The 21243-nt window shown below is 65.8% G+C and carries 21 protein-coding genes; 10 read left to right on the top strand and 11 right to left on the bottom strand.

Annotation, left to right across the window (positions count from 1 at the left end):
* Positions 1-6: 6 nt before the first annotated feature.
* On the bottom strand, positions 7-303 hold the full coding sequence (locus tag AC1DMS_RS02020; protein ID WP_015865491.1) for a hypothetical protein: 297 nt from the start codon (positions 301-303) through the stop codon (positions 7-9).
* A gap of 286 nt (positions 304-589) precedes the next feature.
* Here AC1DMS_RS02020 and AC1DMS_RS02015 point away from each other — a divergent pair, with 286 nt between their 5' ends.
* From AC1DMS_RS02015 to AC1DMS_RS01995, 5 genes are all read left to right on the top strand, one after another.
* Positions 590-1069: a carboxymuconolactone decarboxylase family protein gene (locus AC1DMS_RS02015; RefSeq protein WP_015865492.1), complete on the top strand. Its 480-nt coding sequence runs from the start codon at positions 590-592 to the stop codon at positions 1067-1069.
* A 63-nt stretch (positions 1070-1132) separates the two neighbouring features.
* Positions 1133-1888 carry an SDR family oxidoreductase gene (locus tag AC1DMS_RS02010; RefSeq protein WP_015865493.1) on the top strand — a complete coding sequence of 252 codons (756 nt, stop codon included), beginning with the start codon at positions 1133-1135 and terminating at the stop codon, positions 1886-1888.
* Positions 1889-1971: 83 nt separating this feature from the next.
* The gene (locus AC1DMS_RS02005) at positions 1972-2553 is read left to right on the top strand and encodes a YceI family protein (RefSeq protein WP_015865494.1); all 582 of its coding nucleotides are present in this window, start codon (positions 1972-1974) and stop codon (positions 2551-2553) included.
* Positions 2554-2590: 37 nt separating this feature from the next.
* Positions 2591-3136, top strand: a complete 546-nt coding sequence (locus tag AC1DMS_RS02000) for an Ohr family peroxiredoxin (protein WP_015865495.1) — start codon at positions 2591-2593, stop codon at positions 3134-3136.
* A gap of 63 nt (positions 3137-3199) precedes the next feature.
* Positions 3200-4657: a catalase gene (locus tag AC1DMS_RS01995; RefSeq protein WP_015865496.1), complete on the top strand. Its 1458-nt coding sequence runs from the start codon at positions 3200-3202 to the stop codon at positions 4655-4657.
* A 12-nt stretch (positions 4658-4669) separates the two neighbouring features.
* On the opposite strand, the gene AC1DMS_RS01990 is transcribed toward AC1DMS_RS01995, so the two are convergent.
* Positions 4670-5557, bottom strand: a complete 888-nt coding sequence (locus AC1DMS_RS01990; RefSeq protein ID WP_015865497.1) for a LysR family transcriptional regulator — start codon at positions 5555-5557, stop codon at positions 4670-4672.
* A 104-nt stretch (positions 5558-5661) separates the two neighbouring features.
* On the opposite strand from AC1DMS_RS01990, the gene AC1DMS_RS01985 reads away from it, so the two are divergent.
* A complete protein-coding gene (locus tag AC1DMS_RS01985; protein WP_015865498.1) occupies positions 5662-6411 on the top strand; it encodes an SDR family NAD(P)-dependent oxidoreductase in 750 nt (249 codons plus the stop codon).
* Here AC1DMS_RS01985 and AC1DMS_RS01980 read toward each other — a convergent pair.
* Together AC1DMS_RS01980 and AC1DMS_RS01975 are read right to left on the bottom strand one after the other, a co-directional pair.
* On the bottom strand, positions 6374-7387 hold the full coding sequence (locus AC1DMS_RS01980) for an acyltransferase family protein (RefSeq protein WP_230537781.1): 1014 nt from the start codon (positions 7385-7387) through the stop codon (positions 6374-6376). The genes AC1DMS_RS01985 and AC1DMS_RS01980 overlap by 38 nt on opposite strands.
* Before the next feature lie 16 nt (positions 7388-7403).
* A complete protein-coding gene (locus AC1DMS_RS01975) occupies positions 7404-9281 on the bottom strand; it encodes a CocE/NonD family hydrolase (protein ID WP_015865500.1) in 1878 nt (625 codons plus the stop codon).
* 308 nt (positions 9282-9589) lie between these two features.
* Here AC1DMS_RS01975 and AC1DMS_RS01970 point away from each other — a divergent pair, with 308 nt between their 5' ends.
* The 3 genes from AC1DMS_RS01970 to AC1DMS_RS01960 all read left to right on the top strand — a co-directional run bounded on the left by AC1DMS_RS01970 (position 9590) and on the right by AC1DMS_RS01960 (position 13193).
* Positions 9590-10633 carry an alpha/beta fold hydrolase gene (locus AC1DMS_RS01970; RefSeq protein ID WP_230537782.1) on the top strand — a complete coding sequence of 348 codons (1044 nt, stop codon included), beginning with the start codon at positions 9590-9592 and terminating at the stop codon, positions 10631-10633.
* Between the two features lie 63 nt (positions 10634-10696).
* A complete protein-coding gene (locus AC1DMS_RS01965; RefSeq protein WP_015865502.1) occupies positions 10697-11722 on the top strand; it encodes an alpha/beta fold hydrolase in 1026 nt (341 codons plus the stop codon).
* A gap of 262 nt (positions 11723-11984) precedes the next feature.
* Positions 11985-13193: an SMP-30/gluconolactonase/LRE family protein gene (locus AC1DMS_RS01960; RefSeq protein WP_370880695.1), complete on the top strand. Its 1209-nt coding sequence runs from the start codon at positions 11985-11987 to the stop codon at positions 13191-13193.
* Between the two features lie 43 nt (positions 13194-13236).
* On the opposite strand, the gene AC1DMS_RS01955 is transcribed toward AC1DMS_RS01960, so the two are convergent.
* The 6 genes from AC1DMS_RS01955 to AC1DMS_RS01930 all read right to left on the bottom strand — a co-directional run bounded on the left by AC1DMS_RS01955 (position 13237) and on the right by AC1DMS_RS01930 (position 19032).
* Positions 13237-13734, bottom strand: a complete 498-nt coding sequence (locus AC1DMS_RS01955) for an SgcJ/EcaC family oxidoreductase (protein WP_018904436.1) — start codon at positions 13732-13734, stop codon at positions 13237-13239.
* A gap of 111 nt (positions 13735-13845) precedes the next feature.
* A complete protein-coding gene (locus AC1DMS_RS01950; RefSeq protein WP_018904437.1) occupies positions 13846-14535 on the bottom strand; it encodes a response regulator transcription factor in 690 nt (229 codons plus the stop codon).
* Positions 14532-16160 (bottom strand): sensor histidine kinase, encoded by a 1629-nt coding sequence (locus AC1DMS_RS01945; protein ID WP_015865506.1) that lies wholly within the window; start codon positions 16158-16160, stop codon positions 14532-14534. The genes AC1DMS_RS01950 and AC1DMS_RS01945 overlap by 4 nt, the downstream gene beginning before the upstream one ends.
* A gap of 300 nt (positions 16161-16460) precedes the next feature.
* A complete protein-coding gene (locus tag AC1DMS_RS01940; protein ID WP_015865508.1) occupies positions 16461-16739 on the bottom strand; it encodes a type II toxin-antitoxin system Phd/YefM family antitoxin in 279 nt (92 codons plus the stop codon).
* A gap of 155 nt (positions 16740-16894) precedes the next feature.
* Positions 16895-17830, bottom strand: coding sequence for a tripartite tricarboxylate transporter substrate binding protein (locus AC1DMS_RS01935; RefSeq protein ID WP_478081485.1), 936 nt, complete (start codon positions 17828-17830; stop codon positions 16895-16897).
* A gap of 107 nt (positions 17831-17937) precedes the next feature.
* Entirely contained in the window at positions 17938-19032 is a 1095-nt protein-coding gene (locus AC1DMS_RS01930; protein WP_015865510.1) for a threonine aldolase family protein, read from the bottom strand.
* Between the two features lie 85 nt (positions 19033-19117).
* Here AC1DMS_RS01930 and AC1DMS_RS01925 point away from each other — a divergent pair, with 85 nt between their 5' ends.
* On the top strand, positions 19118-20035 hold the full coding sequence (locus AC1DMS_RS01925) for a LysR substrate-binding domain-containing protein (protein WP_015865511.1): 918 nt from the start codon (positions 19118-19120) through the stop codon (positions 20033-20035).
* Positions 20036-20068: 33 nt separating this feature from the next.
* Here the strand turns inward: AC1DMS_RS01925 and AC1DMS_RS01920 are convergent, their stop codons facing one another.
* Positions 20069-21178 carry a mandelate racemase/muconate lactonizing enzyme family protein gene (locus tag AC1DMS_RS01920; RefSeq protein ID WP_478180629.1) on the bottom strand — a complete coding sequence of 370 codons (1110 nt, stop codon included), beginning with the start codon at positions 21176-21178 and terminating at the stop codon, positions 20069-20071.
* Positions 21179-21243: the final 65 nt, after the last annotated feature.

Below are 21243 nucleotides of genomic sequence, written 5' to 3'. Positions count from 1 at the left end.
GCAGCTTCACTCGGGCGTGCCGCCGGGAACGGGCTTGCGGCGATTCGGCTTGCGCGTATCGCGCGTCTGGTGGCGCTTCTCGCCGGCAATGGCGGCCGTGTCGGTTCCGATTGCGCCGCCTTCGGCGGTCTTGACCGTGTCGCCCGAGGCCACGGCGGCCCTGCCTGGCGCCTTGGCCGCCACCCTGGCCTGGGCCCGCACCTGGGGCTTGCTGTCGGTGATGGCCTGGTTCTCCGCCGATTGCGCGAAGACGCTCGCCGCGGCCAGGAAGGCGGCCGTCATGACGGTGATGTGCTTGATCATTTGATGGACTTTCCGAAAGTGAATGGAGGACGCCGCATTGCCGCAAGCGTCCAAAAAATTCTAGGACGCAGCCGCGCCGGATTTCGCCTTCGGCTGGTGCCATTTCGGAAACATGCCGAGTCCCTGGCCGGATTGTTGCGCGTTGGGCAACACCGTGAAGCCTCCCACATGGCTACCGGCGGCACCTTCTCCAACCTACGCTACCTCCTGTCTGCGCAGTCTTCGCAAGACGGATGACTCAGCCGTTCCGAGTCCAGGCATCCGCCACCCATTCCAGGAGTTAGTCGTGACCCAACGTGTCAACTATGTCGAGCAATCGCCCGAACTCTTCAAGAAGTTCGTCGAGTTCCTCAACGCGATCAAGGAAGGCGCCATCGAAGAGCCGATCCGCAACCTGGTGTCGATCCGCACCTCGCAACTCAACGGCTGCGCGTTCTGCCTGGACATGCACGTCAAGCAGGCCAGGATCCAGGGCGAGCGCGAGCTGCGCCTGTACCACCTGGCCGCATGGCGCGAATCGACGCTGTTCATTCCGCGCGAACGTGCGGCGCTGGCCTGGACCGAGGTGCTGACCAGGCTGCCCGAGCAAGGCGTGCCCGACGACATCTACGAGCGCGTGCGCACGCAGCTGTCGGAGAAGGAAATCTCCGACCTCACCTTCCTCGTCATGTCCACCAACGCATGGAGCCGCCTGAACATCGGCTTCAAGAGCGTGCCCGGCGCCTCGGACAAGGTCTTCGGCCTGGACAAGGCAAAGCTCGCCTGATCCGCGCCGCCGGGAACCACCTTCGCCAACCAACCAGCCCCTTGCGGGTCAAAGGAAATCACCATGAAGATCGTCGTCATCGGCGGCTCGGGCCTCATCGGCTCCAAGGTCGTCAGCAAGCTGCGCGAAGCCGGCCATGAGGTCGTTGCCGCATCGCCCGCATCGGGCGTCAACACCATCACCGGCGAAGGCCTGGCCGAGGCCCTCAAGGGCGCGCAGGTGGTGCTGGACGTGGCCAACTCGCCTTCGTTCGAGGACAAGGCCGTGCTCGAATTCTTCGAGACCTCGGGGCGCAATCTCCTGGCCGCGGAAGCCGTGGCCGGCGTGAAGCACCACGTCGCGCTGTCGGTGGTCGGCACCGACCGCCTCTCCGAAAGCGGCTACTTCCGCGGCAAGATCGCACAGGAAAAGCTGATCCGCGAATCGAAGATTCCCTACACCATCGTCCATTCGACGCAGTTCTTCGAATTCCTCGGTGGCATTGCGCAGTCGGGCACCGACGGCGACACCGTGCGCCTCTCGCCGGCCTTCGTGCAGCCGATCGCATCGGACGACGTCGCGGCCGCCGTGGCCGACTACACCCTGGGCAAACCAGTGAATGGCGTGGTCGAGATTGCCGGCCCCGAGCGCGTTCGCCTGTCCGACCTGGTGCAGCGCTTTCTCGCCAAGACCAGCGATCCGCGCAAGGTCGTCCAGGACGTGCACGCGCGCTACTTCGGTGCGGAGCTGAAGGACGAAACGCTGGTGCCCGGTCCCAACCCGCGCATCGGTGCCCTCGGCTTCGAAGCCTGGTTCGCGCTGCCCAAGCCGGCACGCTGACACAAAGACCACCTTCGGCCACATCGGGATGCGGCCGGGGGTTCCTGCCCCACGGCCCTCCTCTCTCCCATCCTGATGACGCCATGCCCGACAGCTCCGTACTCTCCACACTCGCCTCGACGAACCTGGCCGACATCAGCCGCGGACGCTACGTCGTCGATCCCGCACATTCGCAGGTGCTGTTCAGGGTGTCGCACTTCGGCATCTCGACCTATTTCGGCGAATTCACGGGCCCTTGCGGCACGCTCGACATTCCGCTGTCGGCACACGGCAGCGACACGCGGCTCGCGGTGTCCGTGCCCGTCGCCAACGTGAGGACCACGAGCCCCATCCTGGACGGCGAACTCAAAAGCCGCGACTGGCTGGACGCCGAGCGGTTTCCGTTGGTCTCCTTCGACTTTGCCGCGCCGCTTTCCCTGGCTGCGAATTCATTCCAGGTGGCCGGCGCCCTCGCCCTGCATGGCGTGACGCGCAACGCCACATTCGACGTGAGCTTCGTCGGCGCCGGCATGAACCCGGCAAAGCAGGTCTACACGGTCGGCTTCGACATCCGGGGCCGCATCCGCCGCAGCGACTACGGCGTGACCGCCGCGCTCCCGATGATCGGCGACGAGCTGGGTCTTATCATCAGTGCGGCTTTCGAGCTCGAAGCCCCTGCCGCCTGAGCGCGTCTTGCGCAACACCATTGAACAGAAGCCCGGAATGCCCACGCCGAAAGATACAGTCCCAGTTTCTGCAGCACAGGCCGTGCAATCCAGCCCGCTGCAACCGCCTCCCGTCACGCTGCTCGACAAGTACAAGGGGCAGGAATTCGAGCCGATCTATTCGACCGTCGTCACGGTGAGCGGCGGCGAAGCGGAGCACGGACGGGCCTCGGGCGTGGCGCGCTCCGACGACGGCAACCTGAACCTGGAGCTTCGGCTTCCGGCCGCGCTGGGAGGCGGCGGCGGCGGCACCAACCCGGAGCAGCTGTTCGCGGCAGCCTATGCCGCGTGCTTCCATGGGGCGTTGAACCTGCTGGCCGCGAAGAAGAAGATTCCGGTTCATGACGCCACCGTGGAGGCGTCCGTCGTTTTCGGGCGCGACCCCGTCGACGGACTCTTCGTGCTCACCGCCGATGTGCGGATCCATTTGCCCGACGTCGAGAAAAGCGTGGCCGAAGAACTGGTGCGCAGCACGGAAAGATTTTGTCCCTATGCGAAGATGGCCCGCAACGGCATCACGAGCATCGTTGCACTGGCCGCCTAGGAACTCACAGACCGGCGCCACGCTGCATCGGCGCTCCCTTCCCTGCGTTGAGAAAGCCCCTCCATGAGCGATTCATCCGACACCCCGCGCCAGACCTCCCTGACCACCGCCTTCGGCGCCCCCGTGCCCGACAACCAGAACAGCCTCACGGCCGGCCCGCGCGGCCCGCTGCTGACGCAGGACGTGTGGCTGCTCGAAAAGCTCGCCAACTTCAACCGCGAGGTCATCCCGGAGCGCCGCATGCACGCCAAGGGCTCCGGCGCCTTCGGCAGCTTCACCGTCACGCAAGACATCACGCGGTACACCCGCGCCAAGCTCTTCAGCGCCGTGGGCAAGAAGACCGAGATGTTCGCGCGCTTCACCACGGTGGCCGGCGAGCGCGGCGCGGCCGATGCCGAACGCGACATCCGCGGCTTCGCGCTCAAGTTCTATACGGAAGAAGGCAACTGGGACCTGGTGGGCAACAACACGCCCGTGTTCTTCCTGCGCGACCCGCGCAAGTTCCCGGACCTGAACAAGGCCGTCAAGCGCGACCCCCGCACCAACCTGCGCAGCGCCACCAACAACTGGGACTTCTGGACGCTGCTGCCCGAGGCGCTGCACCAGGTCACCATCGTGATGAGCGACCGCGGCATCCCGGCCAGCTACCGCCACATGCACGGCTTCGGCTCGCACACCTACAGCTTCGTCAATGCGCAGGACGAGCGCTTCTGGGTCAAGTTCCACTTCAGGACGCAGCAGGGCATCAAGAACCTCACCGATGCCGAGGCCGCGGCCCTGGTCGGCGGCGACCGCGAGAGCCACCAGCGCGACCTGTTCGAGGCCATCGAGGGCGGCGACTTCCCCAGGTGGACGCTCTCCGTGCAGGTGATGCCCGAAGCCGATGCAGAGAAGGTGCCCTACCACCCCTTCGACCTGACCAAGGTCTGGCCCAAGAAGGACTACCCGCTGATCGAGGTGGGCGTGATGGAGCTGAACCGCAATCCCGCGAACTTCTTCGCCGACGTGGAGCAGAGCGCATTCGCGCCCAGCAACCTGGTGCCCGGCATCGGCGTATCGCCCGACAAGATGCTGCAGGCGCGCCTCTTCGCCTATTCGGATGCGCAGCGCTACCGCCTGGGCGTGAACCACCACCAGATCCCGGTGAACGCCGCGCGCTGCCCGGTGCACAGCAACCACCGCGACGGCGCGATCCGGGTGGACGGCAACTACGGCGCCGCGCCGCACTACGAGCCCAACAGCTTCGGCCAGTGGCAGGAGCAGCCCGGCTACCGCGAGCCGCCGCTCAGGCTGCGCGGCGATGCGGACTTCTGGAATTTCCGCGAGGACGATGCCGACTACTACAAGCAGCCCGGCGACCTGTTCCGCCTGATGACGCCGGCGCAGCAGCAGGTGCTGTTCGACAACACGGCGCGCGCCATGGGCGATGCGCCCGAGTTCATCAAGCGCCGCCACATCGGCAACTGCGCCAAGGCCGATGCGGCGTACGGCGCGGGCGTGGCAAAGGCGCTGGGTCTCTAAGGAGCCCCTGCCTCAGGACGACCCTTCGAGTTCCGCCGCAAGGAACTCGATGAAAAGCCGCGCACGCGCCGGCGCCTGGCGCCCGAAGGCATGCAGGGCCGAGACGGTCACGAGCGGCAACGGCTGCGATGGCAGCACGGGCACCAGCCGGCCGGCGTCGATGTCGTCCTGCACGAACAGGCGCAGGATCTGCACGATGCCCAGGTCGCCGAGCGCCGCGATGCGCAGCGCGACGCTGTTGTCCGTGTCGAACACGCCGGCCGGGTTCAACACGCTGCCATCGGCAAAGCGGATCGGAAACGCCTTGCCGCCCAGCATGTAGCGCACGTGCGCGTGGCTGTGCAGGGCCTCGATCGAATCGGGCGTGCCGCGGCGCGCCAGATACACGGGCGACGCCACCAGCACGAGCGGCAGGTCGGCGAGGCGCCGCGCCGTGAGGTCGGAGTCGGCCACCTGCCCCGCGCGAATGGCGATGTCGTAGCCCTCGCGGATCAGGTCGACATGGCGATCGGCAAGGCTCATCTCGAGCTTCAGTTCCGGGTGCCTGGGCAGGAACCTGCCGATCACCGGCTCCAGCAGGATGCGCCCGAGGTCTCCGGGCGCCGTGATGCGCAGCACGCCCTGCGCAATGCCGGCGGGCCGCATCGCGTCGCCGGCCTGGTCGAGCGCGCGCAGCAGCGGCGCAATGCGCTCGTAGTACGCGGCGCCCTCCTGCGTGAGCGACAGCACCCGCGTGGAGCGCTGGAAGAGCCGCACGCCGAAGCGTTGCTCCAGCCGCGCCACACTCTTGGAGACCGCCGAGGGCGACGTCCCCAGCGTCCGCGCGGCCGCACTGAACGAGCCGGCCTCCACGGCGCTGGCAAAGGCCACCAATCCGGGCGCCTGGTCGAGAACATTCATTGAAGACTCCGGGGCACAAGTGTTTTCATTCTTGCCCACTACTGGAGTTTGCGTGGACACCCTAGATTGAAGGCTTCTCTCTTCGTTGAACAAGGAAAAGCATCATGCAAAAGCTCTCTGGCAAAGTGGCGGTGATCACCGGAGGCAACAGCGGCATCGGCCTGGCGTGCGCCCAGGCTTTCGCGGCGGAAGGCGCCCGCGTCGTCGTCGTAGGACGCCGCCAGGACGCCGTGGACACGGCATTGGCGCGCATCGGTCCGGACGCGATGGGCTTCGTCGGCGACGTGGCCGACCTTGCAATGCACGACCGCCTGCTCGCCGCGGTGAAGGCACGGTTCGGCGCCATCGACATCTATGTGGCGAATGCGGGAACGGCGATTCTCGAGCCGTCCTCTGCCGTGACCGTGGACAACTACGACGCGCAGTTCGCCACCAATACACGCGCGGTGTTCTTCGGCGTGACCAAGGCACTGCCGTTCATGCGCGACGGCGGCTCGATCATCCTCACGAGCTCGATCGCCGGCAGCAAGGTGATGGACAACCACGCGGTCTACGCCGGCAGCAAGGCCGCCATCGAGGCCTTTGCACGCAACTGGGCACTCGAGCTCAAGGACCGGCGCATCCGGGTCAACGTGCTGAGCCCCGGCCCGGTCGACACGCCGATCCTCGCAAAGCTGGGCATCACGGAATCCGCACGGCCTGATTTCGACCAGCGCATGGCGGCAGCGATCCCGCTGGGTCGCCTGGGCCAGCCGAATGACCTGGCGCAAGCGGCGCTGTTCCTGGCGAGCGACGACAGCGTGTTCGTCACGGGCGTCAACCTGAAGGTCGACGGTGGCATGGCGCTGGCCTGAAGGGCCATGCCTTCTGGCGCCATCTCTTCAGAGGCGTGTCCACCAGATGCAGGCAGATCGCCGCCATCGTGAACGAGAACGCAAGGGTCGCGCTCAGCGTGATCCACAACGGCTGCGTACTGCGCAGCAGCAAAGCCAAGGGGAAGTGCCAGAGATAGATGCCATAGGACAGCCTGCCGATGTAGGCCATGGGCCGCGACGCGAGGAATGCCGCTCGCCCATGTTCTGCGGCAAAGCAGATCAGCACGAAGGCCGACAACTCCGCCGATGTGATGCGCAGCGTGACCGCCTGGACCTGGTCGCTCGTCGGCAGCGAAGGCAGGGCGATCAGGACCAGCAGCGCCATGCAAGCCATGGCGAGCGCGTGCTTCGACACCTTGAAATGGGCCAGTGCCGCAATGGCCCCGAGCAGGATGCCGCTCATTCGCGTGTCGAAACGGAAATACGCCTGCTGCCAGGTCCAGTTCATGGCCACGAAATACCGCCATGCAGTCACTGCCAAAAATGCCGACACCAGCCATCCGACCGGACGCCGCGTTCGCAGAAAGAGCGGCAGCACGAGAGGCCACAGCAGGTAGAACTTTTCTTCCACGCCGAGGGACCATGTGTGGCCGATGGTGTAGGCCAGCTCCCGGAAGGCCAGCGCATAGTCGTAGACGTAGAGTGCGGCGAGCACGGCGGACAGCCAGCGATCGTCCGCCGGCCAGAGGATGGGGGCCAGCCCCACGTAGACCGCAACCATGAGCAGCAGCGTCGGATACAAGCGCAACGCCCGGCGCGCATAGAAGCGGCCGATCTCGATGCCGCCATGACGGTATTCCGCCGTCAGCAGCGAAGTGATGAGATAGCCGGAAAGAACGAAAAAAACGTCCAGCCCGATAAAGCCGCCGCGCGCACCGGGGACTTCGCAGTGAAACAGCACGACCGCGAGGATGGACAGCGCGCGAACGCCGTCGAGCGCCGGGTTGTAGGGCATGGACATCTGTCCGTGCTCAGCGAATGGCCAGCGGGTCCGGCCGGCACGGCTGCAGGATCGTCTCGCCGCACGCCGGATAGCCTGCAGGTCCCTTCACGTCCTTCAGCACGCCGAGCCGCACCACGGAGTCGTACCTGGCGTTGTGCAGCACATGGACGCGCTGCTTCTGCGTGAAGGTGTCGAACACCAGGCCACCGGTCTGTGCGGGCGTGTCGATCCAGATCCGCAGCCGCGAGCCGGCGCGAAAGTAGTGGCCCATCTTGTGGATCTCGACGCGGGCGAGGACCGGCCGGCCCGGCAGCAGCGGCATCGGCTGCTCCGGCCGTTCGAGCCGAACGGGCAACAGCGGCGTCGAGCGCGCCGTGTCCAGGGCGCGGTTCGACAAGCGCAGCCAGCCGCGCTGGACATAGATCTCCTGCCCGTCCGGCCGGAGTTCCGTGACGGTGACCTGCAGGTCGGCGTCGCCGGCGCCGGCCGTGACCCAGAGGTCGGCGCTGCCCGGTCCGAAGACCATCATGTCCTCATCCAATGGCGGCGATGTGTAGGCCACGCCCGTGGTCTTCCAGTCGCCAGGCAGCGGGCCCCAGAAGCTCCTTCCCGCAATGTCGTTGACGGCCACACCGGCGCCCGGGTAGTCGAAGCTATCGGCAGCGCCGGAGCCAGGGGCATCGGCGAGGGTCTGGCCCGCACCCAGGTGGAACGCCTTGACGGCCAGGTCATCGCTGCGGATCGAGCCTCTTTGCACCACCCAGCGGGCCCTGGCGGAAACGCGCCGCTCCAGTGCGTTGCCGCCTGCTTCGGAGCTTTCCATCCATACGGTGGTGCGTGGTGTGTCACGCTCGAATCCGTTGTTCTCTCCCTTGACGAAGCGGTCGAGAAAACGCACGGCCATCGCCTGGAAATCCGCGGCCAGGTACATGTCGTGCCGGCCGTTGGTCTGCACCGACCACAGCCTGGCGGGATCGAGCCGGGACTGGTAGTAGCCGCTGCGCGGCGTGATGGCCTGGTCCTGGAACGCTTCGAGCGACAGCACGGGAACCTGCACGCGGTCGGCATGCGGCGCCAGGTCGAAGCTCTTCATGCGCTCGTCCCGCAAGGGATGCGACAGGAACAGGTGCATCACGGAGTTCGTGTCTTCGGCCGCGAGGTTCTTCGGGATCTGCGCCAGGCAGGCGGCATCGCCCTCTTCCCTTGCCGTCTGCGCGACCACCTTCTCCCAGTAGGCGCGCATGGAGCCGCGCAGCGGCGTGATGAAGCCGGGCGCCGGCACGCCGCCGGGCATCAAGGCGTCGCGGAAGTCCGTCAACACCATGCCGGGCACGATGGCCCGAAGGTGCGGCGGCCGGTGCTGCGCCGTCGCCAGTTGGGAAGAACCACCGTACGACCAGTTGACCATGCCGACCTTGGCGTTGGACCACGCTTGCGACGCCGCGAACTCGACGGCCTCGGCGCCGTGTCTTCCGAGCTGTGGCCGCGTGTACTCCAGCGGGCCTGCGGAGCATCCGCTGCCCGCGGCGTTGACGCCCATCACCGCATAGCCGGCGTCGACAAGCCGCCTGTCGAGTTCGATGGACATCGATGTCTTGTACTGGAGATAGGGCGTTCCTCCGATCGAGCCGGCGTCGTACCCGTTGATGCTCAAGATGACGGGGAACCTGCCCGATGCCTTCGGCAGGAGCACGCTGTAGCGCAGCCTGATTCCGTCGGATGTCTTGAAGTAACCGGTGAGGCGCTTCGCCCAGAATGGTGCGGCCGGTCCCCGCTCGGGGAAATCGAAAGGCGGCGACAACGGCAGGCCCGTGTCGGGATCCAGCGGGGCATCCTGCCCATGTGCCGCGAGCGACGTGACGAACGCCGTGGCGAGTGTGATGGCGGCGGCGATGAGCTTCTTCATGGTTCTTGTACTCGAGGGCTTGCTGGATCGGCGGCGGGAGGCGATGTTAGGGCATCGCTGCGCTGTCGGCAGTCCTGCGCACGACAAACCTTGGCGCTGGAAAGTACATACCGGCCAAGGCTGTCTTGCGGGCGCGACCAGCGGCTCGGATCACGCCATCGAACCGATTGATGTCCGTCGATCAACACGGTGCAGCCCCGCACGTGGCTAGTAGCCCTCCCTGCTCAAACCTACGATCGAAGCGGCTATCAAGATCCTCACACACGCACGGAAAGATTCAGATGACGGATTCAGTAACCCCGACCCGCATGGACGACCGCATGGACTTCGTGCGGCGCGGACTGCTGCGCGGCGCGGTGGCGGGTGCGGGCATCGCTGGACTGGGCCTGGCGCTGGGCGGCAGCGTGGCATTCGCGAAGGGCATCGGATTCCCCGCCCTCGCACTGGGCCGCTTGAAGAACGTCGATGCCGGCGTCCTGAACATCGCCTACTGCGAGGCAGGCCCGGCAGACGGCCCCGCGGTGGTGCTGCTTCACGGTTTCCCGTATGACATCGAGGCGTACGCGGAGGTCGCCCCCCTCCTCGCGTCCGCGGGTTGCCGCGTGATCGTTCCCTATCTGCGCGGCTTCGGCCCCACGCGCTTCCTGAATGCAGGCACGCTGCGTTCGGGCGAATTCGCGGCGTTCGGCGCGGACCTGCTGGCGCTGCTCGATGCATTGGCGTTGCCGCGTGCGGTGCTGGCGGGATACGACTGGGGCGGCAAGGCGGCCAGCGCCGTGGCCGCCCTCTGGCCCGAGCGCTGCGCGGGCTTGGTGTCGGGCAACGGCTATGCCTTCACGGAACCGTCCGCGGCATTGGTTCCGGCGCTGCCCGAAAGCGAAACTCCGCTCTGGTGGCAGTTCTACTTCCAGACCGAGAGAGGACGTGCCGGCTACACAAAGTACCGCCGCGAGATGAACCGGTCTTTCTGGAAGCAGTGGTCCCCCACCTGGCGCTTCGACGACGGGACCTTTGCGCGCACCGCCGGATCGTTCGACAACCCCGACCATGTCGATGTCTCCATCCATTCGTTCCGATACCGGTTCGGCGCAGTCAAGGGAGACCCCGCCTATGCCGAGATCGATCGCAAGCTTGCATCGCTGCCCGCGATACCGGTGCGGACGATGACACTGGACGGCGCCGACGACGGCGCCCATGGACCGACCGACGGCTCGGCGCAGGCGGCGAAGTTCACCGGGCCACGCACACACCGCGTGATACCCGGGGCGGGACACAACCTGCCGCAAGAAGCGCCCGGCGCGTTTGCGGACGCGGTGCTCGAACTGGTGCGCGCGGACCGCCGCACGCGTTGAGCTTGCGCAACACCGCACTCCCGATCCAGGGGAGAACCCTTCTTCACCCACCAGGATTTCCCGATGTCCGATCCAAACAAATTGCCCCGCCGCTCATTCCTGGAGAAAGCGGCCATCGGTGTCGTTACCTCCCAGTTCGCGGCAGGCGTTCCAGCTTTCGCACAGACGCGCGCCGCGTCGAGGCCGCTCAAGCGCCTCGAGCCACTCAAGAGCATCGAGGCCGGCGTGCTGAACATCGGCTATGCGGAACTGGGGCCTGCGAACGGCGCACCGATCCTGCTTTTGCATGGCTGGCCCTACGACATCCATACCTATGCCGAGGTTGCGCCGATCCTGGCCTCGCAGGGGTACAGAGTCATCGTCCCGTATGTGCGCGGCTATGGCACGACGCAATTCATTTCCAGCGAGACGCCTCGCAACGGTCAACAGGCGGTGCTGGCCGTTGACATCATTGCGTTGATGGATGCGCTGAAGATCCAGCAGGCCACTATCGGCGGCTGCGATTGGGGCGCTCGGACGGCCTGCATCCTCGCAGCCTTGTGGCCGGAGCGCGTCAAGGCCCTTGTCTCCGTCAGCGGTTATCTGATCGGTAACAGGGAGTCGGGCAAGGCTCCTTTGCCACCGAAAGCCGAACTGCAGTGGTGGTACCAGTACTACTTCGCCACCGAGCGCGGCCGTGCCGGCTACGAGAAGAACCGGCACGACTTCTCGAAACTGATCTGGCAGATCGCTTCTCCCAAATGGGCCTTCGACGATGCCACCTTCGACCGCAGCGCTGCCGCCCTGGAGAACCCGGACCATGTCGCCGTCGTGATCCACAACTACCGCTGGCGGCTCGGCCTGGCCGAAGGCGAATCGAAGTACGACGACCTGGAGAACCGGCTCGCCAAGGCTCCGGTCATCACCGTCCCCACGATCACTTTCGAAGGCGATGCCAACGGTGCACCGCATCCTGAGGCGAGCGCCTACGCCGGGAAGTTCTCGGGCAGGTACGAACATCGCGTGGTCAGCGGCGGGATCGGGCACAACCTGCCCCAGGAGGCGCCCCAGGCTTTCGCCGCCGCCGTGGCGGAACTCGCCCGCCTCTGAAAGTGCCTCTGGGCCTCAACTCTGGCAAGTCGACAAGGACCTGCATGTGGGTCAAGTCCTGGACGGAAATTGCTCCGCTAGTCGATTCAAGACGCTGCTCAACGCGCAGTTCGGACGACCAGCACCGCCTGCAGTGACGCAATCTAGTACGGCGCCAGAGAAGCGCGTAGCATGCGACCGGCTTTGCGAACTCGCGTTCTCCAACGCTTCTTCCATCGGTTTCATGGAGTGGGTTGTGGCACAGGAAAAAATCGATTTCGTAGTGAATAGTTCGGTACTACGCCGCCGGCTTCTTCGCGGCGTGGGCGCCGCGGTAGGCGCCTCCATCGTCCTGCCGCGATGGGCGCATGCACAGGCCGCCGCGGGCGGACCGGCGGCGCCGCCGAGCACCATCACCCAGCCGCCGCGCGACTTCAGTGCGCGCGGGGCTCCCACCACCTACTTCACCGATCCCGACGTGCTCACCGTCGATCCGGTGTTCGATGGCCTGCGCCAGCCCAACGCCTCGATCCAGCGGCTGTGGACCGGCGCGTTGTGGTCCGAAGGACCGGCATGGAATTCGGTCGGCCGCTTTCTGGTCTGGAGCGACATCCCGAACAATTGCCAACTGCGATGGAGCGAGGACGACGGCCACGTCAGCGTTTTCCGCTCGCCGTCCAACAACAGCAACGGCAACTCCTTCGACCACCAGGGAAGGCAGCTGTCCTGCGAGCATCTGACGCGGCGCGTGGTGCGCTACGAGCTCGACGGCTCGGTGACCGTCCTCGCGTCGAGCTTCAACGGCAAGCGGCTCAATTCGCCCAACGACGTCGTCCCGCATCCCGACGGCAGCTACTGGTTCACCGACCCGCCCTACGGCGCCCAGCTCTACGAGGGCACGGTCGATGCCGCGGGCGGACCCGCGAACAAGGCCGGCCGGCTGAACCCCAGGCTCGGGCAGCCGCCGGAGATCGGCTTCTACAAGCGCGAACTGCCGACTGCGGTCTACCGCCTCGACAAGAGCGGAACGCTCACGCAGGTCGCCGGCGAAGACCTGGTGCCGGACCCGAACGGCCTGTGCTTCTCGCCCGACTTCAAGAAGCTCTATGTCGTCAGCACCGGGCAGGGGCCGGGCGACACCGTCGCCGGCGGCAAGGGCGACATGTACGTGTTCGACGTCGGTACCGACAACAAGCTCCACAACGGCAAGCTCTTTGGCAACTTCACGATCGATGGCGTGAAGTGCGGCCCCGACGGCGTGCGTGCCGACGTCGACGGCAACCTCTGGTGCTCCAGCAACGCCGGCCGCAGCGTGGGCTACAACGGCGTCACGGTATGGACGCCGCAAGGCCGGCTGATCGGTCGCATCCGGCTGCCGGAGGTCTGCGGCAACATCTGCTTCGGTGGTCCCAAGCGCAACCGCCTGTTCATGGCGGCCAGCCAGTCGTTGTATGCCGTCTATACGGCGACCCAGGGCGCGGCGCCGGCTTAGCACGGCAGCGACGACGCGCGCCCCACCGTGGGCGCCCCCCTTTTTACTTCGCCGCAATGCTCTCGGGCATTGCCGACGAGTGATGGTGCGCAATCAGCCACTGGCCGTTGAGCCATTCGTACACATAGGTGTAGCGGGCGTGCACCGCCTTGCCGTCCTTGAACTTGAAGGTGTAGGTACCGATGTCCTGCGCGACATTGCAGCCGACCCGGATCGTGCGCGAATCGATCTTGCCTTGCGGCGCCCCCTTGAGGAACTTGACGAAGTAGTCGCGGATTTCGGCCGGACTGGTGCGCGGCTGGTTCGACACCGTGGCCAGCAGCACGCCGTCAGGAGCGTAGTTGGCCACCACCTTGTCGGGATCCTGCGTGGCGAGGGAGGCATTCCAGCGATCGAACAGTGCCTCGATCTGGCGTTCGCTGGCGGGAACACAACTTGCGCTCGCGGCCGTCTGTGCCAACACGGAGGTTGACATGCAAAGCGCCAACACAGCGGCAGCGGGAAGAAGCTTGGAAAAACGCGGGATCATCGAAGAGTCCATTCATGCAAGTGGTTAAACACAGGACTCATTGTTCGAGGGGCGAATGAACATCCATCGCGGCGGCGATGAACGTGTGTCGAACACAAGATGAACGCCGAATGAACGGCCTGGCTAGCCCGCCGTCTCGCTGATGCGGTATCCGAGGCCGCGCACGGTCTGCAGCAGCTGCACCGCGTGGTCGCCGTCGATCTTCATGCGAAGTCGCCGCACGTAGACATCCACGATATTGGTGAGCGGATCCTCGTGCGTGCCCCAGACATTGGCCAGGATGCGTTCGCGGCTGTACACCCGCCCGGGTGCGCTCATGAGCAGCTCGAGAAATGCCAGTTCCTTGGCCGTCAGCGTGATCGGCTGCCCCGCGCGCTCCACGCGCATGCGTTCGCGGTCCAGCACCAGGTTGGCCACCCGCAAGGTCGTGACCCGCAGCCTGAGGTCCCGGCCGCGGCGCAGCAGCGCCTCGATGCGCGCGAGCAGTTCCTCGAAGTCGAAGGGCTTGGTCAGGTAGTCGTCGGCGCCGAGGCGCAGGCCGTTCACCTTGTCTTCGGTCGTGCTCATGGCGGTCAGCATCAGCACCGGCGTCTGGCCGCCCTCGGCGCGGAAGGTCTGGCACAGCTCCAGGCCGTTGATGCCCGGCAGCATCAGATCGAGGATCAAAAGCGCGAGGTCTCCGCGGCGCGCCAGCTCCAGCCCCTGCGGACCGGTGCGGGCATGCGTCACCGCAAAGCCTTCCGCCTTCAGCCCGCGGACCAGGAAATCGGCGACACGGGGATCGTCTTCGACAATCAGGATGCTTCTGTTCATGGCTGCAGGGCACTGGCCTCGAATTCGTGGATCGGCAGGCGTGCAAGAACGATGCGAACTTCAGTCCCTTCCTCGGGCCAGCTCTGGATCTCGATGTGCCCGCGATGAGCCTTGACGATGGCCTGCGCGATGGAAAGGCCGATGCCGCTGCCATCCGCCCGGTGCGCGCGTGCCCGCTGGCCGCGGACGAAGCGCTCGAACACCCGGGGCAACTCGTCTTCGCCGATGCCGATGCCGTGGTCGCGGACCACGATGGCGACTTCGTCTGCGGCAACGTGGCAGCCCAGACGCACCTTGCCGTCCGGACGGGAATAGCGGATGGCGTTGTCCAAGACGATCATCACCGCCTGGCGCAGCCGGTCGCCGTCTGCGCGAACCATGACCGTTTCCACCACGGGCTCGCAGGTCAGCGCGGCCCCATGCAGCGCCGCCAGGGCCTCGCCCTGTTCCACGACCTCGCTCAGCAGCATCGAGAGATCCAAGGGGGACGGCTGGATCACCAGCTGGTCGGCTTCGGCCCGCGCGATCAGGAGCAGATCGCCAATCACCTTGGTCAACTGCTGAACGGTGCCGACGATGCGTTTCAGGGCATGGCGGTACTCCTCGGCCGGCTTGTCGCCGCCGCGAAGCGTGATCTCCGCCTCTCCGCGAATCGCCGTCGCCGGTGTCCGCAGCTCATGGCTGAGGTCGACGAAGAGCTGCCGCCGCCGATGGTCCAGGAGCTGGAGCGTGTCGTGCGCCGACTGCAATTCCCGCGTCCGGTCCTGGACCGCGTCTTCCAGGCGCCGGCGGGCTTCGTCGGCCTGCTGGCGATGCTGCTGAAGTTCCGCGGCCATCTGGTTGAAATGGCGCGCCACCACTTCGAATTCGTCGCCCGATGCAAGGTCGATGCGGTGCTCGAGCGAACCGGACTGCAGGGCCCGCGTGCCTTGCAGCAGCAGCTCCAGGGGGCGCTTGAGGCGACCGCGCAGATGCAGCGCCCACAGCACCGCTGCGACAAGGGCGATGATCGCCATCGCAATCGCCTGCTGCCGCAGCCGGTCCAGGCCCCGCTCGGTTGCGGCACGGGCAATGGGAACCGCCTTGCGCTGTCCTTCGATGGCACCGTTGAGCAGCTCGCGAAGGTCGCGGCCCTGGGTCATGTCGAAGACCTGCGCCACCTGCCGCCAGACATTCGGGAATTCCGCGCCGGGCGACAGCGGCTGCAAGTCCTGAAGCTGCGCCTGCACCTCGAGGATGTTGCCGTCCAGCAGCTTGCTGATCTCGACCAGCTGGAGAACCTCTTGCGGCACGGCGATGTCCTCCCGCGAGGACAGCTTCCGCCACGAGTCCAGGTGCAGGCGGGACATGGCGTCCAGCCGCGCAGCGCCGGTCCGCATCCGCTCGAGCAGCTGGTCCCGCACCGCCGAGGTCGCCTCCGCATTCATGAGCCGCTGCGAGGCCCACACGCGCAGCCTTTGCTTGTTGGCTGAAATCTCGAGGAGCTCGGAAAGAATGTCGCTCGTCAGCCGGCTGTGTGCGGCGTATTCGTTGACGCGATTGGAGCCCCAGTAGACAAAGGCGGCCTGGCAGCACACCAGTGCAACAAGAACCGCAAAGGCGAACGACAACCGTAGACGAAACATGGCGGCGAAGTCTACAGGCCTCGATTTGCCCTGCGCTCCAGCAAGTCGCGCTTGGCCTTGTCGTGATGCGCATGCAGAGGGCCGGTGACCAGCTGGTTCTTTATCGGCGACCAGTTCGGAGTCGAGAGGCCAGTGATCGCCATGGCTTGTTGATGATCGCTGCGCGGGAGGCAGCTCGAATCCATTCCCTTCAAATCCTCAGAAGGCGCTTCATCAAGAGCGTTGGATAGTCTTGCCGATGTCCCGCAACGGCATAGACGAAAGTGTCCTCCTGGGTATCGCGAAGAATGAAGATAGCCACTACTTGCGGCGTTGGCGAGCTGCGGCCAGTTGCGCACGGGATTCGGCAGCGGAAATACCTTTGCCCTTCATGCGCTCTTTCTCACCCAAGGCAATGATCTTCAAGGCGGCGATCAGCGATTCTTTTTCCTGAAACTGCTTGACGCTTTCAATCACCATGCAGGCCTCGCCATTCTGGGTGATGAAGAAGGGCGTGCCGTTCATCTCCAGATCCTCGGAGATTTGAGCGGCATGGCTTTTCAGGTATGAGATTGACTTGATGTTGGAGATGGTCGGCATGGCGATCTTCGAGTGCCTGAAGAGTAGATATATACCGAATTTAGTTAAGGTCAAGTGCTAACACAGGCTCCGAACCTGCAGGCTGGCATGTCAGCAAGCTGACAGCACCATGCACTTGCCGCCGCCTTGGGCAGCAAAGCAACACCCGAAGAGCCTCAGCTGTTGACCGTGACCCCCGTCTCTTTCACGACCGATTTCCAGCGCGCGATTTCTTCGCTCAGGTACTTGGAGAACGCCTGCGGCCCGCGGGGCATGGAATCCACGAACGAGCTTTCCAGCCGGGCCTTGACTTCCGGCAGTTCCAGCACCTTGTCGACGGCCGCGTTCAGCTGCTGCAGCAGATCCGCGGGCACCCCGGCAGGTGCCATCACGCCATACCAGGCGCCTCCCACCATGCCCGGCACGCTTTCGGAGAAGGTCTGCACGTCCGGCAATTTCGGATGCCGCGTCGCGCTGGCAATGGCAAGAACCTTGAGCCTCTTCGCTTCGATGTGCGGCATGCAAGCCGGCACGGAATTGATCACCATGGCAACCTGTCCGCCCACCGCATCGGTCAAGGCCGCGCTGCCGCCCTTGTAGGGCACGTGCACCAGCTCCATGCCGGTCTTGCGCTTGAGCGTCTCGCACAGCAAGTGCGGTACGGACCCCTGCCCTGGTGTTCCCACGCCGTATTCGCGCACTCGGGCACGCGGCAGTGCGATCAGTTCGCGCAGCGAGTTGGCCGGAAGGGACGGATGCGCCACCAGCAGTTGCGGCGAAGAGCCCACGAGCGTGAGCGGCGAGAAATCCTTGATCGGATCAAAGGGCAATTTGGGCTGTACCGCGGCATTGGTGGCGTGCGCGGCGTCCGCAAGGAACAAGGTGTAGCCGTCCGCGGCGCTCTTGGCCGCGGCATCGGTGCCGATCAGCCCCGAGGCCCCGGCCTTGTTGTCCACGACGACATTCCACCCCGCCGTTTCGGTCAGTTTCTGGGCAATCAGGCGCGCGACAAAATCGGAACCGCCTCCGGGCCCGTACGGCACGATCAGGCGGATGGGCCGGCTGGGAAAGCCGCTGGCGAATGCGCGGCCGCTCCCCAGGCCGGCGGCCATCAGGAAGGCAGAGGCGACAAAGTCCCGGCGGCAGATGGAAGGCATGGTCAAGGCTCCTGGTAGTACGCGATGTGTTCGAAGGGAGGCGCGTCCTTGGGAGAACGCATTCAGGCAAGCAGCGATTGCGCGGCACGCCGGAATCCGGTGGCGGCGGCATCCACGCAGGCCGCGTCGATATGGCGGTGCGTCACGAGCCGGATCCGGCGCGGACCCCACGGGCGGACCAGGACATCGCATTCCTTGAGTGCCTCCGCCCAGGCGAGACTGTCGGCTGCGGCCTCGGGCAGGTCGACGAAGACGATGTTGGTGGGCGGCGTGCTGATACCGACGGAGCCGGGCAACACGGCGCGCAATGCCTCGCTCAGGCACGACGCCAAAGCATGGTCTTGCGCGAGCCGGCCGGGCATGGTTTCCAGGGCGTCCAGTCCCGCGGCGGCAACCACGCCGATCTGGCGCTGCGTGCCTCCGAGCATCTTGCGCAGCCGTCTGGCGCTGGCCATGGTGGCGGACGGGCCGGCGAGCACCGCGCCTGCAGGCGCGCTCAGGCCCTTGGAAAGGCAGAGGGTCACCGTGTCGGCGCAGCACGCGATCGCGGCTGGATCGACGTTCAGCGCCACGGCGGCATTGAAGAGCCGGGCGCCATCGAGGTGGACGCGCACTCCGGCCTCGCTGGATGCCTTCCAGACCGCCTGCATGTGGTCCAGCGGCAGCACCGCTCCTCCCGCGTTGCCGTGCGTCGTTTCCATGCAGACCAGATCCGTGCGCAATTCGCCGGACGACTTCAGCACCAGCGCCAGGCTCTCCAGGTCCATTGCGCCAGCCACGCCCGGGATGCCGGTATAGGTCACGCCGCTGAACACGGCGCCGCCGCGCTCGGAAACGAACATGTGTGCGGACTCCTCGAGCACGACCTGCGACCGGCGCTCCGCCTGCGACAGCACGGCCAGGAGGTTGCCCATCGTGGCGGTCGGTACATACAGGGCAGATTCCTTGCCCAGCATGCTGGCCGCCAGTGCCTCGAGCGCGCGCACGGTCGGGTCGCCGTCCAGGCCGTCGTCTCCCAGCGCGGCTGTTTGCATGCGGGCGTACATCGACGGGGTCGGCAGCGTCACGGTGTCGCTGCGCAGGTCCACCACGGCGCCAGCCGCGCATGGACTGCGCGGCAGTCCGGCGTCGGCAAAGTGCAGGGTTCTGTCAGGCATGGACGCAAGTATTCTTTCGGGCGACCAATACTGCAAATGCGTACTCAACAGCGCACCATACAATATTGATATGAGCAGCCGACGCATGACCTTGAAGCACATCGCGGCCTTCCGGGTGGTCGTGCAGACGGGGTCGATGACCGAAGCCTCGCGGCGGCTTCACACCTCGCAGCCCCAGGTGAGCCGCCTTGTTTCGCAGCTGGAAGCGATCATCGGGTTTGCGCTTTTCGAACGCAGCGGCACGCGCCTGGCGCCTTCGCTCGAAGGCAAACGCTTCTTCCAGGAAGTCGAGAAGGCATTCGCCGGACTGCAGGGCCTGGAGTCCGCGGCATCGAACATCCGGACGTTCGGCGGCGACCGCCTGGCGGTGGCCGCCATGGCGCGAATTGCCGGAGGCGTCCTCAGCCAGGCGGTCGTCCGGTTCAAGCGCGAGCACACCGAGACGCTCGTCACGATCCACTCCGGCGCGGCCGCGACCGTCGACACCTGGGTGAGCTCGGGCCTGTGCGACCTGGGCCTCGCCATCCTGTATGGCGATGATCCGCCCGGCATGTGTGTCGAAACGCTGCTGGGCATGGATTGCGTCGCGCTGCTTCCCAGGGAACATCGCCTGGCGCGGGCCAGGCAGGTTCGTGCTTCGGACCTGGACGGCGAAGCCTTCATCTCGTTCCCGCTGGGCAGCGGCCCGAGGGAACGCATCGACCAGGTATTGGCCGCCGCAGGCGTCAAGACCCGGACGGTGCTGGAGTCCGACCTGGGCGCCTCCGTCTGCTCGCTGGTCGCTGCGGGCCTGGGCGTGAGCGTGATCAATCCGCTGGCGGCGCTCGATGAGCAGCGCAATCTCGATTTCGAGGTGCGACCCTTCAAGCCTGCCATCACCGTGCGCCTTGCGCTCCTGCTCGCGCCCGATGCGCCTCATTCCCGGCTTGTGTCAGCCTTCAAGGAAGTCGTGCGCGGGGTCATCGAATCCGAACTGGATCACATTCGTCCGTACCGCAGCTGAGGGTGGCGCTGGTACGCGGCCTCGCCGCAGTTTTCACGAAGAGCCCCGGGACGGATCAACCAGGTACGGCGCAAGTTTCGCCCAGTCGAAGTCCACCCCGACGCCCGGCTCGTCCGGTGCCACGGCGCGATGGTTCTCAAGAACCAGCGGCCGCATCGTGTACTCGTCGATCGGAAAACTGTGGATCTCCAGCCAGCCTGCGTTCGGCTGCGCCGCCAGCAAGCTCACATGCAACTCCTGCATGCCATGCGAGCACACCGGGATCCCGTGGCGGCGCGAGCGCTCGGCCACCTTCAGCCAACCCGTGATGCCGCCGCAGTTCGAGGCGTCCGGCTGGATGAAGGAGAGCCGCGCCTGCTCGAACGCATGATCGAATTCATGGATCGTGTGCAGGTTCTCGCCCATTGCCAACGGAACGCCGGTCGCGGCCGCGATGCGCGCATAGCCCCGGTAGTCGTCCGGAATGGTCGGCTCCTCGAACCACAGGACACCGAAGGGCTTGATGCGCTCGGCCGCAGCGATGGCCTGGTCCACGCTCATCGCGTAGTTGGCATCCACCATCAAGGCCATGCCGTCGCCGATCAGTTGCCGCACCGCCCGGATGCGCTCGATGTCTTCGTCGAGGTTCGGGCGGCCGATCTTGATCTTGACGCCGCCGGCACCCTTGGCGAGATAGCCGCGCACGTTGTCCAGCAGCTTCTCGAGCGGAAACGCCAGGTCGATGCCCCCGCAGTAGGCATTGCAGGTGTCCGCAGCGCCGCCCGCCAGTTGCCAGAGCGGCTGGCCTGCGGCCTTGCCGCGGAGGTCCCAGAGCGCGATGTCGATCGCGGAGATCGCAAACGACGCGATGCCGCCGCGGCCGACATAGTGCACATGCCACTGGCTGAAATCGTGGATGCCTTCGACATCCGCCGCGTCCATGCCGATCATCGCGGGCGCCAGGTCGTGGTCGATCATGGCCTTGATCGCATGTCCTCCCTTGCCGCCGGTGTAGGTGTAGCCCGTGCCCCGGCTGCCATCCGAAAGCACCACCGTTGCAGTCACCAGTTCGAAATGGGTGTGCGCGCCGTGCTTGGCGTCCGTCAGGACTTCAGCGAGGGGAACCTTGAAGAGCTGGCTCGTGACTTTCGCGATGGAACGCATGGACCTCTCCTTGAAGCGGCCGTTTGAACGACGACGCGATGGTAGCTCCCACGGCCTCGAGTCTC

It is taken from the genome of Variovorax sp. 05T418 (genome assembly GCF_056396385.1).
The sequence above is the reverse complement of the archived record's forward strand: the minus strand, read 5'-3'. Positions and strand labels throughout refer to the sequence as shown.

Excerpts from the sequence above, each read along its gene's own strand:
- AC1DMS_RS02020 (WP_015865491.1), bottom strand. The coding sequence starts at position 303 with ATGATCAAGCACATCACCGTCATGACGGCCGCCTTCCTGGCCGCGGCG.
- AC1DMS_RS02010 (WP_015865493.1), top strand. The coding sequence starts at position 1,133 with ATGAAGATCGTCGTCATCGGCGGCTCGGGCCTCATCGGCTCCAAGGTC.
- AC1DMS_RS02005 (WP_015865494.1), top strand. The coding sequence starts at position 1,972 with ATGCCCGACAGCTCCGTACTCTCCACACTCGCCTCGACGAACCTGGCC.
- AC1DMS_RS02000 (WP_015865495.1), top strand. The coding sequence starts at position 2,591 with ATGCCCACGCCGAAAGATACAGTCCCAGTTTCTGCAGCACAGGCCGTG.
- AC1DMS_RS01995 (WP_015865496.1), top strand. The coding sequence starts at position 3,200 with ATGAGCGATTCATCCGACACCCCGCGCCAGACCTCCCTGACCACCGCC.
- AC1DMS_RS01990 (WP_015865497.1), bottom strand. The coding sequence starts at position 5,557 with ATGAATGTTCTCGACCAGGCGCCCGGATTGGTGGCCTTTGCCAGCGCC.
- AC1DMS_RS01985 (WP_015865498.1), top strand. The coding sequence starts at position 5,662 with ATGCAAAAGCTCTCTGGCAAAGTGGCGGTGATCACCGGAGGCAACAGC.
- AC1DMS_RS01980 (WP_230537781.1), bottom strand. The coding sequence starts at position 7,387 with ATGCCCTACAACCCGGCGCTCGACGGCGTTCGCGCGCTGTCCATCCTC.
- AC1DMS_RS01975 (WP_015865500.1), bottom strand. The coding sequence starts at position 9,281 with ATGAAGAAGCTCATCGCCGCCGCCATCACACTCGCCACGGCGTTCGTC.
- AC1DMS_RS01970 (WP_230537782.1), top strand. The coding sequence starts at position 9,590 with ATGGACGACCGCATGGACTTCGTGCGGCGCGGACTGCTGCGCGGCGCG.
- AC1DMS_RS01965 (WP_015865502.1), top strand. The coding sequence starts at position 10,697 with ATGTCCGATCCAAACAAATTGCCCCGCCGCTCATTCCTGGAGAAAGCG.
- AC1DMS_RS01955 (WP_018904436.1), bottom strand. The coding sequence starts at position 13,734 with ATGGACTCTTCGATGATCCCGCGTTTTTCCAAGCTTCTTCCCGCTGCC.
- AC1DMS_RS01950 (WP_018904437.1), bottom strand. The coding sequence starts at position 14,535 with ATGAACAGAAGCATCCTGATTGTCGAAGACGATCCCCGTGTCGCCGAT.
- AC1DMS_RS01945 (WP_015865506.1), bottom strand. The coding sequence starts at position 16,160 with ATGTTTCGTCTACGGTTGTCGTTCGCCTTTGCGGTTCTTGTTGCACTG.
- AC1DMS_RS01940 (WP_015865508.1), bottom strand. The coding sequence starts at position 16,739 with ATGCCGACCATCTCCAACATCAAGTCAATCTCATACCTGAAAAGCCAT.
- AC1DMS_RS01935 (WP_478081485.1), bottom strand. The coding sequence starts at position 17,830 with ATGGCCGCCGGCCTGGGGAGCGGCCGCGCATTCGCCAGCGGCTTTCCC.
- AC1DMS_RS01930 (WP_015865510.1), bottom strand. The coding sequence starts at position 19,032 with ATGCCTGACAGAACCCTGCACTTTGCCGACGCCGGACTGCCGCGCAGT.
- AC1DMS_RS01925 (WP_015865511.1), top strand. The coding sequence starts at position 19,118 with ATGACCTTGAAGCACATCGCGGCCTTCCGGGTGGTCGTGCAGACGGGG.
- AC1DMS_RS01920 (WP_478180629.1), bottom strand. The coding sequence starts at position 21,178 with ATGCGTTCCATCGCGAAAGTCACGAGCCAGCTCTTCAAGGTTCCCCTC.